Below are 13,938 nucleotides of genomic sequence, written 5' to 3'. Positions count from 1 at the left end.
CACACCTTTTCCTGATCTTCCACAGGTTTCTTAAGCGGCCTGTCATCGGCGCAGACCAGCATGGACACGTCGCCGCAGAGTGGGCTGGGAGGCCCTCGGCGGCAGCAGGCGTGAAGTGACCGTTCCTCCCTTGGTGTTTCCCTTCGCAGTAAACCCTTCAGGAGAAGATCATGAACAAGTACAAGACCCTGGCCGCGCTGGTTGCCACCGCGCTGCTGGCCACCGCCGGCGCCGCCTCGGCGCAGTCGCTCGTGCAGGGCGGTGGCGCGTCGCTGCCGGCCAAGCTGTACAAGGGTTCGGCCGACAGCATCCTGCCGGCCAACTTCAGCTATGAAGTGACCGGCTCGGGCACCGGCAAGCAGGCCTTCCTGGAAAACCGTGCCGACCTGTTCAAGACCACCGGCACCGTGCATTTCGCCGGCAGCGACTCGGTGCTGACCGACGCTGAGATTGCCGCCTACGCCGCCAACTTCGCCCCGACCTACGGCCCGCTGATCCAGATTCCGTCGGTCGGCACCTCGGTCACCGTTCCGTTCAACAGCGCCGGTGGCAACCTTGACCTGAGCGTCACCCAGCTGTGCGGCGTGTTCGCCGGCACGATCACCAACTGGAGCACCCTGGACGCGAATCGTTCGGGCCCGATCACCGTCGTATACCGCAACGAGAAGAGCGGCACCACCGAACTGCTGACCCGTTTCCTGGCCAGCGCCTGCTCGGCCAGCGACACCGCCGGCAGCACCCTGATCGGCGGCAAGTTCAGCACCACCCAGGAGTTCTGGAAGCAGTTCTCGTCGCTGCCGGCGAACTTCACCACCGCTTCGGCGCTGGGCAGCCAGCCGCTGTATGACAAGGTCTACGCCACCACCGGTGCGATCGGTTACATCGGCCCGGACGTGGTGCCGAACCTGAGCGACGCCACCAAGATCGCCAAGGTGCGTGGTTTCTCGCCGAACGACCCGAGCGTGCAGGCCACCCTGGACACGGTGCTGCCGCCGACCGGCGCTGCTGCCAATGACGTGCGCAACTGGGCCCCGGTGTTCACCAACCCGCCGGCCGTCGGTTACCCGATCGTGGGTTACACCACCTTCGAGCTGGGCCAGTGCTACAAGGCCGGCAACGTTGCGCTCGCCCTGCGCGGCTTCCTGCTGGGCCACTACAACGGCAACAACGATGCCGCGTCGCGTGCCCACGGCTTCGTTCCGCTCACCCCGGCCTGGCGTGATGCCATCCGCACCCGCTTCGTGCTCGCCAGCAGCGTCAACGGCGTGAACAACGCCAGCGCCTGCGCCGGCCTCGGCCGCCCGTAATCGCGTCGAACGCAGTGCTTGAACCGAGCGCCGGCCGTGAGGCCGGCGCTCTCTTGCGTGTGGCCGCCGGCGCCGGACCGGGCATGTATCCGGCCCATTCCCGCATCGGCGGCGCTGTCTTTTGATGTCGGCTTCACGCAGCCGTCCCCGTCTTACAGAAGCAGGGCGCGTGCCGCCCGATCCTTCAGAGCGCGCCGTGATCGCGGCCGCCCAACCAGGTTGACGAGGTTCAGATGTCGCATCCGCTCACGACCGCTTCGCGCCCGTCCACGCTGCGCCGCAGCCACCCGATGGCCTGGGCCGTCGCCGTTGCGCTTGGCACGGTGGTGGCGCCGGCCAGTCAGGCCCAGCAGGCCTTCAGCCCGGCCTGGTTTGCCGACCGCGGTGCCGCCCAGGGCGCGGCCGCGCAGAGTGGACGCATGCCCAGCGGGGTGCCGATCCAGTTCCAGCTGCCCGCGCAGCAGCAGGATGCAGCCCGCCAGCAGCTGCAACAGTCGATCGACAACCTGGGGACCGCCGCACAGGCCATCGCGCTGCAGCAGCGGCTGCAGCAGGAAGCCAGGCAGGCGCGGCGTGACGCGGGATTCGTGGTCGCAGACGGGCTGGGCAAGGACGGCCTGAAGGTGGATGAGAACCCGCTGACGCGGGGCTGGACCAACGCCCGCGAGGCCATCCAGGCGCAGGGCGCCGATGGCCGCGTGCAGGTCAGCATCGAACAGACCGCAGACAAGGCGATCCTGAACTGGGAGACCTTCAACATTGGTGCCAACACCACGTTGAACTTCCTGCAGAACGCGGACTGGGCGGTGTTGAACCGGGTCAACGACCCCAACGCACGGCCCAGCCAGATCCTCGGCCAGCTGAAGGCCGACGGCAGCGTGTTCGTGGTCAACCGCAACGGCGTGATCTTCGGCAACAACGGCCAGGTGAACGTGCGCAACCTGGTGGCGGCGGCGGCGCGGATCAGCGACACGCAGTTCCGTGATGAAGGCCTGTACAGCGTCAACGCCAGTTCGGATGCGCTGACCGAGGCGTTCGGCAAGGTGATGGTGGAGCGAGGTGCACGCATTGCCACCCATGAGCCCACCACGGCCACGCGCGGGGGCGGCTATGTCCTGTTGGCAGGGCGCAGCGTGGAGAATGCCGGCCAGATCGACACCCGCAAGGGCCAGACCCAGCTCGCCGCGGGCGACAGCTTCGTGATCCGGCGCGGCGTGGGCACGGCACAGAACACGTCGTCCACTACAGGTGGCAACGAGATCGCGCCGCGCTTCGTGGCGGGCAGCACGGCAGGCGATGTGCGCAACAGCGGCCTGATCCAGGCACGCGAAGGCGACATCACGCTGGCCGGACGTCATGTCGAGCAGGCCGGCGTCGCGGTCGCCACCAGCACCCTGAACCAGCGCGGCACCGTGCACCTGCTCACCTCCGCCAGCGATGGCAAGGCCAGCGTGACCCTCGGCCGCGATGCCACCACGGCCATCCTGCTTGAGGACGATGGCAAGACCACCGCGCTCGACAGCCAGCGGCAGGCACTGCTGAACGAGTCGGCCACCCAGGACAAGGTGCGCAGTACCGCCGCACAGGGCGCGTTCGACAACCTGTCGCGGCTGCAGGATCGGCGCGACCAGTCGCGCGTGGAAATCGTCTCCGGTGGCACGGTCGAGGCCCAGGCCGGGTCGCTGACCCTGGCCACCGGCGGCCAGATCGTGGTCGACGCGCGCCAGCGCACGCTGCTGGGCGATGGCGCACGCGTGGATGTATCCGGTGCCACCGGGGTGAAGGTGGCGATGGAGAGCAACCAGCTGGAAATCAACGTGCAGGGCAACGAACTGCGCGATGCCCCGGACGTGCGCGATGCCGGCACGCTCAACAGCAGCCGGGTCTGGGTCGACCGGCGCGGCCTGATCTACGTGCCGGCCGGTACCGGCGGCCATGAAGGCGAACGCTGGTATGCCGGCGGAGGGCTGCTGGAAGTGAGCGGCTACCTGGGCAACCAGCGCCACTCCATCGGCGAATGGGCCGCGCAGGGCGGCATCGTGCAGCTTGCCGGCAGCGAAGTGGTCAGCGCCGCGGGTTCGCGGATCAACCTGTCAGGCGGCAGCCTCGATGTGGCCAGCGGCATGCTCAAGGAGAGCTGGCTGCGCGGCAACGATGGACAGCTGTATCGCCTGGACGACGCGCCGGTGGATCGTGGATTCGCCGGCCTGTATCGCGGTTTTGAAGTGGAACAGGCGCGCTGGGGCATCACCGAAGCCTGGCGCAATCCGTTGATCGGCAATGAATCGCGTTACGAGAATGGCTACACGGTGGGACGCGATGCTGGGCGGCTGCTGGTTTCGGCGCCGACCGCGGTGCTGGAGGGGCAGATCGATACTGCCGTGTTCAATGGCGTGCGGCAGACGCGGGCACCGGGGAGCAGCACCGATGGCTACGTGCAGTCGCAGACGGCGGTGGCACGCGGCGCACAGCTGTGGCTGGGGCGCTACGACGGTACCGGCCGCAATGCGGTGTTCGACTCGCAGGTGCGCATCGGCACGGCCGCGGCGGCCACCGCACGCTGGAGCCTGCAAAGCGCGCTGGATGAGAGCCGGCGCAACACCGTCTGGCTTGATGGTGCACAGTTGAGCGCCCAGCAGTGGGGCCGGCTGGACCTGGCGACGGCAGGCAGCATCCGCATCGACGGTGAGCTGGCCCTTGCCGATGGCGGGCAGCTGAACCTGGTCGGTGGCCGCATCGACATCAACGGCCAGGTCCGGATTGGCGGTGGCAGCCTGACTGCCAGCAACCTCCTGGCCGACGCCACCGGCCGCATGCAGGTGGTGCAGGCCAACGGCCGTGGTGTGGTCGCATTGGGCGAAGCGGCGGTGATCGACCTGGACGGGCGCTGGGCAAACCAGCGCCTGGACGGCGGCGCCGGCAGCGCGCAGGCATGGATCAACGGCGGTCGCGTGCAGCTGGAAAGCAGCCATGATGTGTCGTTGGCCGCAGGCAGCCGCATCAGTGTCGATGCAGGTGGACGCGTCGACCTGCAGGGCAAGGCCAGTGCAGGCAAGGGCGGTGACATCGCCCTGCTGGCCGACAGCAGCCAGGTGACCACCGACGGCAGTGGGCGCTTGCAGCTGGACGGGCGGCTCAGCGGCCTGGGCGGCACGGGGGCCGGCACCCTGCAGCTGGCGACCGGGGGCAAGGTGACGTTGGCTGACCGGGCCCGCGACGATGGCAGCCTGTGGTTGTCACCGACGCTGCTGCGCAGCGGATTCGGTCAATACGACATCAACGGCCATGCCGGGCTTGAGGTGGCCGATGGCACCCGGCTGGACGTGCGCGCACCGACGTTGCGCGTGCGCCAGGCCGCTGCCGATGCAGCGACCGCAGGCGAGGGCCTGGACGCCTGGACGGCACCGCTGTATGCCTTCGACCCGGGTAGCGGGTCGGTCACCCAGCGGCAGGGCGCAAGCGTGCTGCTGCGCTCGCAGCGCAATACGCTGGGCGGAGATGTAAGGATCGGCAGCAACGCGGTCGTGCAGGTCGATGCCGGGCAGTCGATCGAGCTGCGCGGCGGTGGCAACATCGACGTGGCCGGTGCGCTGATCGCAAAGGCAGGCAGCATCCGCCTCGACGATGTCCGCGACAACCAGCAGCGCTACCAGATCGGCGGCACCCCGTTGCGCTATCGCATCGGCAGCAACGCGCTGCTGGATGTGTCCGGCGACAGCTTCGCCGCGGAGGACGCCGCGGGTCGCCACCAGGGCGTGCTGCACTCGGGCGGCAGCATCGGGATCGGCGGTACGCTGGACTGGGAGTCGCGCGATGCGCTGGAGAACCGTCCGCCGGATGCCTTCGTGGTGGTCGAGCGCGGCGCGGTTCTGGATGCGTCCGGTACCCGTGAGACGCTGACCGTGGATGGCAGTGGCACCCGCTCCGTGGCCAGCGACGGCGGCACGATCGTGCTGCGCTCGGCCAATGGCCTGTACCTGGATGGCACGCTGCGGGCGGCGGCCGGTGGCGTGGGCGCGCAGGGCGGCACGCTGGGCGTGGCCTTCGGTGGTGGGGTGTACGAGCGCCGGGCGGGCGCTGCGGAACTTGGCCCGCGTGCAATCACCCTGGTGCAGCAGTCCAGCGATGCAGCCCCTGGCGCGTCCACGCCATTGCAGCACGGGCACGCCGAGCTGTCGGCGGCACAGGTGCAGGCCGGTGGCTTCGACCATCTTTCGGTGTTCGGCGATCTTCGCGCGCAGGGGGATGTCGACCTGCGCGTGGGGCAGAGCCTGCGCCTGTACGGGCTGAGCGATGCCGCGATGGGCATGGCCACCGGCAGCGCGGCGGGATCGGCGTTGCACGTGCAGGCGCCCTATGTGCGCCTTGCGCAGGCACGCTGGTTCCGTGACACCTCGGACAATCCCTTTGTGGCGCCGGTGGCGGCCCGTGCCGACGCCGGCAACCACAGTTTCAGCGCCTCGGCACAGGTGCTGGACGTACGCGATACGGTCGATCTGGCCGGCTTCGGCAGCGCCCACCTTGCCAGCAGCGGCGACCTGCGGCTGCTGGCGAAAGTCAGTGGCAACAGCAACTTCTTCGATACCCAGCTGCTGGCGCCGTCGAGCCTGGACATCACGGCCGCGCAGATCTATCCGGTTGCCGGAACCAAGGGCCGTATCGCGGTATCGATCTACGACGTGCTGGGTGGACAGAACAACTGGACCGATGCCAAGGGCGTGCTTCGCATCCATGGCACCGGCGCCACGCCTCCTGCGGCCGATTCGGTGTTCGGTTTGCTGGCGTTGGTTGCCGCCACGGTCGAGCAGGGAGGCGTCGTGCGCGCGCCGCTGGGACAGTTGGTGATCGGCGGCCTGGGCCCAGGCAATGTCGCGTCGCGTATCACGCTGTTGCCCGGCAGTGTGACCTCAAGCAGCGCGGCCGGCCTCAGCGTTCCCTTCGGTGGCACCGTGGATGGCCAGCGCTGGCGCCTGAACGGCAAGGATGTCAGCCCCAGCCTGGTGGGCATGATCAGCGCCGTGGACACGGTGGGTGTCGACCTGCATGCCAACAGTGTCGACATCCAGGCCGGTGCACTGCTGGACCTGTCCGGTGGCGGCACGCTGACCGGCGCAGGGTTCGTCAGTGGCCGCAGCGGCTCGGTGGACGTGCGCAGCCATGCACTGCGTGACGCCAATCCGGCCTACACCTTCAGCGCCAGCAGCAACGCGGTGTATGCCATTGTCCCGTCCTACCGCAACGGCATCGCGCCGCTGGGCCTGGCCGACGGCAGCGCCGACCCGGGCATCGGCCAGCGCATCACGGTGCCTGAAGGGGTGCCGGGCCTGGCGGCGGGCACCTATACGTTGCTGCCGGCGTCCTACGCGCTGCAGCCGGGCGCGTTCCGGGTAGAAGTGGGGGCGCAGGGCACGCAGCAGGCGCTGGCCACCGCCACCGGAACCGGCTCGTGGAAAGTCAGCGGCCAGCAGGCGCAGGGGCTTGGGCCTGCCGCATCGCCGTTGTGGACGGACCTGGTGCTGACCCCGGCCGATGTGGTGCGCCGCCACTCCGGCTACAACGAAACCGGCTACAACGCGTTCGTGCAGGACGATGCGGCGCGCCGTGGCATCGCGCGCGGCATGCAGTCGGTGGACGCCGGCACGCTGCGGCTGACGCTGGGCGCCGGTGCAGGTCTGGGCACCACAGACGCACTGCGCATGCAGGGCATGACACGTTTCGCGGCCGAGGCTGGCAGCAAGGGCTTCGGCGGTACGGTGTCGGTGGTCGGCAATGGTGGCCCGAGCACGCTGGAAGTGCTGGGTGCAGGCCAGCGCGCCAGCGCGGGCAGCATGGCGGCCATTTTCGCCGACGCGCTCACGGCGTTGCAGCCCTCGCGCCTGATGGTCGGTGTGACCCTGCGTCCGGACGCCACTCTGCCCGGCACGCTGAATGTGAGATCGGAAGGCGGCGGCGTGCTGGTTCGTTCCGGTGCAACGCTGAGCGCCCCTGAGGTGATCCTGGGCGCAGCAGCCGGTGGCGCGGGCGTGGTGATCGAGCAGGGCGCCGTGATCAGTACGGTCGGGCGTGGAAAGCCCGGCTACGACGCCACCGATGGCTATCTGATGAAGCTCGACGCGACCACGGGCGTGCTGGCCGTGTCCAACGGCCAGACCAACCTGCTGTCGGGGGGCGCGGCCGCCCGGGTGGCGATCGATGTGGGCGCCTGCCGCAGCGACAGCTGCACCGGGCAGACCCGGTTGCTGTCCGAGGGCAGCATCAATGTCAGTACCGAGGGCGGGTTCCAGCTGCGCGACAATGTCAGCTATGGCACACGCCGGTTGGGCCTGTCGATGACCGCCATCAACCTCGGTGATGCTGCATCGCTGCAGGCGATGGCCGCACAGGGTGCGCTGCCGCAGGGGCTGGCGCTGAACCAGCAGACCCTGCAGCAGCTGCTGCGGGGCAATACCGCGCTTGGCACGCCCGCACTGGAGACACTGAGCCTGTCCGCGCGCGACGCAATCAATGTATTCGGCAGCGTGGACCTGGACACCCGCAATCCGGCCACCGGCAACAGCAGCCTGCGCGAGCTGGTGCTGGGGGCGCCGGCCATCCATGGCTACGGCAAGGCCGGTGACCAGGCCCGCATCTATGCCGACACGCTGGTGTGGGATGGCACACAGGCGGTATCGACGGTGCTGACCGACGGTACCCCGCAGGCGCCGGGCGCGGCGATGGTCGATCGGCTCGGCCATGGACAGCTCGAGCTCAACACGCGCTCGCTGATCCTCGGCCGCGCGCCCTATACACGCCCCAGTTCGGAAGTGCCGGCCAACCGCCAGGTGCTCGGGTTCGACGGCGTCTCGCTGCGGGCCACGGACCAGGTGCAGTTCGCCGGCAAGGGCACGCTGGATGTCTACCAGGCCCAGGGCGCCTACCAGGCCGGCACGGGTTGGCAGTACAGCGGCGGCGCACTGGACATCCAGGCACCGCTGCTGACCGGCGCGGCGGGAAGCACCCTGCAGGTACGCAGCGGGGGTGATCTGCGCATCAGCGGCGCCGGCCAGACCCGGGGGCACGACGCGCTGGGCGCCGAACTGGGGCTGCAGGCACGCAATATCCTGATCGACTCCGCCATGGCGCTGGCCTCGGGCCGCCTGCAGGCCAGGGCGGACGGCGACGTGGTGCTGGGCAGCAACGCCCGCATCGACCTGGCCGGGCGTCGCATCCGCATGGACGATCTGGACAAGTACAGCTGGGGCGGCGACGTTGAACTCACCGCCCGCCAGGGCAACGTGCTGGCCGCCGCGGGTTCGAGCATCGACGTCTCGGCATCGAACAACCGCGCAGGGCGGATCACCGCCAATGCGCTGGGCGAGAACGCGGGCCGCATCGACCTGGCCGGGACCCTGCGTGGTAGCGCGAGTGGTCGCCAGGCCACCGGTGGCAGCACGGTGCCCTATGACAGCGGCGCACTGCTGTTGCGCGCGCAGCAGCTTTCCGACTTCGCCGGCTTGAATCGCCAGCTGGATGCGGGCGGCTTCTTCGGTACCCGCAGCTTCCAGCTCAAGCAGGGCGACCTGACCGTGACCGACACGCTGAAGGCGCGCAACGTTGCGCTCAGCATCGATGGCGGCAGCCTGCATGTGCTCGGCACCATCGACGCCAGCGGAGAGCAGGTGGGAAGCATCCGCCTGGCCGCGCGTGACCGCCTGCAGGTGGATGGACTGCTGGATGCACACGGCAGCGGGCTGCGGGTGGACAGCTACGGCAAGATCATCGACAGCAGCAACCGTGCGCTGGTGGAGCTGGGCAGCCGCGACGGCGAGGTGGTGCTGGGCAGTGCCGCGCGCGTTGACCTGCGCAGCGGCACCGCGGTTGCACAGGGCGACGCGCCCGGCCAGAACGATGGCGTGGCACGAGGCACCTTCACCCTCAGTGTGCCGCGACGGGGCACTGACGATGCAGCAGTGCGCGCCGAGTCCGGTGCGTCGGTCACCGGCGCGCGGGATGTGCTGGTCAATGCCTTCCGGCGCTATACCGACGCCCCGCTGGCAGCGACGCCGGACGTCAATGGCCATCGGCCGCAGCTGGTCACCCAGCAATGGCTGGACACGGTGGTCGATCCGCACAACCAGGCATGGATGAACGCCGCCCTCGGCAACGCCGATCTGGCGGCGCGCACTGCGGCACTGGGCAAGGTGCGCCTGCGGCCTGGCGTGGAGATCGTGGGCCAGGTATCGGCCGACAATCCCACCGGCAACCTGACCGTGCGCGGCGACCTGGACCTGTCCGGCTACCGCTATGGTCCGCAGGCCAATCGCAATGACCCCCTGCGCCGTGGATTCGGCGAGTCGGCTGCGCTGGTGCTGCGCGCAGCGGGCGACCTCAGCATCTACGGCAGCATCAATGATGGCTTCGCGCCGCCCCCGGCCAATCCGGATGAATCGGGCTGGATGCTCGGAGAGACGGCCGATGCCAATACGCTGCGCATCACCCCGCTTGGCGGCGACATCGTGGTGCCCATCGATGGTGTGACACTGCAGGCCGCGACACGGTTCCCGAAGGGCGCGGTGCTGAACTACGCGATTCCGGTCACGCAGACCGATGTGCCCGCCGGCACCGTGCTGCCGGCGGAGATGCGGCTGGGCGCCCGCCTGCTGCTGGCGGCGGGCACGGTGCTGCCGGCAGCCGTCACCCTCGCCGACGGCACCGTGCTGGCTGCGGGCAGCCTGCTGCAGCAGCCGTTGCAGCTGGCTGCCGGTGACCGGCTGGGCGCCGGCTTCCGGCTCGCTTCGAAAGCAACGCTGGCGGCGCAGCTCTGGCCGGCAGGCGCGGCGTTGCCGGAGGCCATGGAACTGTCCGGCGCGGTTGCACTGGCACCGGGCTCGCTGATTCCGTCGATGACCGCGGTGAAGCTGCCCGGCGGCAAGCCGGTCAACCTGCGGCCGGCCGATGCCAACGGCAGGCAGGGCCGCAACTGGGCGTTGGCGGCAATGTTGCCGGAAGGCACCACGTCGTGGGATGTCACTGCCGTGGCCGGTGCCGATACCTCGGCAGCCGATCCGCGCCTGCGCCGGCTGGATGCCAAGGGCGACCTGATCCTGGCCGACAGCCACTATGGAACGATCGGCACCGTGCAGAAGACCAGCGAGTGGATCGGCGAGCGGGTCCTCACCCTGGATGGCGCGCTTGCGCTGATCGGCGATCCCTCCTACGCCAATCGACCGTTGAAGGAAGTGGCCGACGAACTGGGCGTCGACGAGCAGACGCTGTGCGACGCAGGCGAAGGCTTCTGCGGCCTGGCCCCGCGCCTGGTGGCCAAGCAGGCCTCGCTGGACCTGGTGGGCGACGAGTCGGCGGTGGGCATGTCGGCGAAGGAATTCGCCGAGATCTTCGGCATGACCGAAGAGAGCTTCTGCGCGATCACCGACTACTGCTATGGCGGCGGCGAACTGATCGAGAAGACGATCTATGGCTCGAAGCTGGGCACGCCGCTGTGGAGTGTGCTGCGCACCGGCAAGGGCGACCTGCAGCTGCTGGCCGGCCGCGACGTGCGGATGATGTCGGGCTTCGGTGTGTACACCGCTGGCGCCCCGACATCGCTCGGCAACGGGCGCGATGCAGCGTTCAATCCGGGGCGGGCGCCGGCACCGGGGCTGTCCACCGTGCTCGGGCCGACCGATGCGGACGGGCGCTATGCGGCCGCCTTGGGGGCATGGCAGGCCTGGTATCCGGACCAAGGCGGCAACCTGACCGTTTCCGCGGGCCGCGACATCCGTGGTGACCTGTGGGACAGCGCCGGCCAGGTCGGATTCGACGTCACTCCGCGCAGCCAGACTGAAGGCGCGGGCTTTGCCCCCAGCGCGGTGGGCAACTGGCTGTGGCGCCAGGGAAGCCTCGGCGTGGCCGGGGCACCGTCCACAGCAACCAGCTGGTGGGTGAACTTCGGCAGCTACACCAGCCTGCCGACGCTTACCGGTGCGCGCATGGTGGGCTTCATGGGCTTCGGCACGCTGGGTGGCGGCAACCTCACCCTCGAGGCCGGCCGTGACGCGGGCGTGGCCAGCGGAACCGTGGTCAATTCACTGGCACGCCATTCGTCCGGCGTGGTGGCAGCGGTGGGCTCGACCGGGCGCGTCGAGGCCGACGGTACGCTGCACCTGACCGGTGGCGGCGACCTGGCGGTGCGCCTGGGTGGCGCGCTGAATCCGAACCTTGCACTCGCAACCAGCGATCCATCGTTGAACCAGCCCAACCTGCCGCTCAGTGGTGCGCTGGTCAACCTGCGCGGGCGCATGCAGCTGGACGCGGCACGCATCGGTGGCATGGTCACCAATGTGGCGCACTACGTGGCGCCGTACAGCGGCCTGAGGCAGGAAGATCCGTTCCGCGCACAGCTGGGCGATGCCATGGGCGGGCCGGTGCTGGTGCTGGGCGACGCGGTGGCAACCCTGCAGTCGCGCGGCGACCTGGTGCTGGCCGGCGTGGCCGATGCCGGCCGGGTGCCGGTGCCCAGCTACAACGCACTGGCGCTGGGCGATGGTCGCACCGCCGCTTCCAGCAGCTGGTTCTCGCTGTGGACCGCAAATACCGCGGTGGACCTGATCTCGGCCGGTGGCGACCTCGCGCCCGGCCAGCAGAGGGGAACCGTGATGGCCACCGCCGAGTCCGGCGAACTGTTCGCCGAGGCAGTGAAGCAACGTGGCGGTGCCGATCTTCGCTACTGGCTGTATCCCTCGCAGCTGCGGATGCTGGCCGCCAGCGGCAGCATCCGCCTTGCGGAAACTTCGACCACGGGCGGTGATGCGCGCGATGTGCTGCTGACCGCGCCCTCGGCGCGCGGTTCGCTGGAAGTGCTGGCGATGGACTCGATCCTGGTGCCGATGCGCGGTGCCGACATCAGCAGCTCCGGCGCCGATGTGCGCTTGCCGTCGCCGTTCGCACCGGCCTTCACCGCCGAGGTGGGCGCTACGGTGATCGGCAACGCTTCGGTGGATGGCGTGGCAGGCAATCCGCGCGCCTCGCTGCCGCTGTTCGCGTTCGGCCCGAATGCGCCGCTGGCGCGGGAACTGCGCGAAGGCACAAACGCGCCGAATCGATTCTATGCAGTGCAGGGTGACATCGTCGGCCTGAGGACCGGTGGGCAGTGGACGCTGGATAACGCCATGGGCACGCGCAGCCTGCTCAACTGGAGCGATCTTTCCGCCCCGGTGCAGGTGCGCGCCGGCGGCGACATCCTGGTGTCCAGCATCGGCGCGATGAACACCACTGCCACCGACATCACCGTGGTGCAGGCCGGGCGCGATGTGGTGCGCAGCACCGTGCACGTGGCCGGACCGGGCAACGTTGATGTCAGCGCAGGCCGCCAGCTCCGCTTCGAGGACGCGGGCAGCGTGACCACCACTGGCGGCCTGATCCAGGGCGATACCCGGCCGGGTGCCAGCGTTTCCTTGACTGCCGGCGACCAGCACATCGCCTTCGATGCAGTGCGCGCGCGCTACCTGGGGGCTGCCAATCTTGCCGACCCTGCGCAGCCGCTGGCATCGCAGCCGGGGAAGGTGGCCAAGATCTACGACGCGGAACTGAAGCAGTGGCTGTCGCAGCGATTCGGCATGAGCGTCGACGACGGCTCCGCGGTGGCCGCCTTCGATGCGCTGCCGAAGGAGCAGCAGCACATCTTCCTGCGCCAGGTCTTCTATGCCGAACTGCGCGAGGGTGGCCGCGAGTACAACGATGCCGAGGGGCCGCGCTTCGGCTCCTACCTGCGCGGGCGCGAAGCCATCGCCACCCTGATGCCGGACAGGGATGCGAACGGTGCGACCCTCGACCGGACCGGCGACATCGTGATGTTCGGTGGCTCCGGCGTGCGTACCGAAGCCGGTGGCAACATCGAGCTGCTGGCACCGGGCGGCCAGATCGTACTGGGCGTGGCGGGCGAGGTTCCGCCAGCCAGTTCGGGCCTGATCACCCAGGGCCGAGGGGATATCCGGCTGTTCAGCCAGGACAGCGTGCTGCTGGGGCTGTCGCGGGTGATGACTACCTTCGGCGGTGACATCCTGGGCTGGTCGGAGCAGGGCAACATCAACGCCGGGCGCGGCTCGCGCACCACGCTGCTGTACACCCCGCCGCGCCGCGTCTACGACCGCTGGGGCAACGTCGTGCTGTCACCGCTGGCGCCTGCGACCGGCGCCGGCTTTGCCACGCTGAATCCGATTCCGGAAGTGCCGGCCGGCGACGTCGACCTGATCGCGCCGCTGGGCACCATCGACGCGGGCGAGGCGGGCATCCGCGTCTCCGGCAACATCAACCTGGCTGCGCTGCAGGTGCTCAACGCCGCCAACATCCAGGTGCAGGGAGAGAGCAAGGGCCTGCCGGTACTGGCCACGGTGAACGTCAACGCGCTGGCAGCAGCCAGTGCGGCGGCAAACAGTGCCAGCCAGGCCGCACAGGACGTGATGCGCAAGAGCCAGGACGACGCGCGGCGCAACCAGCCGTCGGTGATCAGCGTGCAGATCCTCGGCTTCGGCAGTGGCATCAGCAGCATCCAGCCGCCGGCGCATGGCAACACCGCCAGCGGTGGCTACGACGACAACAGCGCCTTCCAGTTCCCGCAGGCCAGGCGCGATGAAGGCAAGCAGCGCCGCTGAGC

The 13,938-nt window shown here is 69.3% G+C and carries 2 protein-coding genes; both read left to right on the top strand.

The features are described from left to right. The first annotated feature begins 170 nt into the window (after positions 1-170). Positions 171-1,307 (top strand): substrate-binding domain-containing protein, encoded by a 1,137-nt coding sequence (locus N5C18_RS14785; RefSeq protein ID WP_164241159.1) that lies wholly within the window; start codon positions 171-173, stop codon positions 1,305-1,307. A 233-nt stretch (positions 1,308-1,540) separates the two neighbouring features. Then, positions 1,541-13,936 (top strand): filamentous haemagglutinin family protein, encoded by a 12,396-nt coding sequence (locus N5C18_RS14780; RefSeq protein WP_279944919.1) that lies wholly within the window; start codon positions 1,541-1,543, stop codon positions 13,934-13,936. The last annotated feature ends 2 nt before the right edge of the window (positions 13,937-13,938 follow it).

Source organism: Stenotrophomonas sp. GD03930 (assembly GCF_029839665.1).
GTDB classification, from domain to species: domain Bacteria; phylum Pseudomonadota; class Gammaproteobacteria; order Xanthomonadales; family Xanthomonadaceae; genus Stenotrophomonas; species Stenotrophomonas forensis.
The sequence above is the reverse complement of the archived record's forward strand: the minus strand, read 5'-3'. Positions and strand labels throughout refer to the sequence as shown.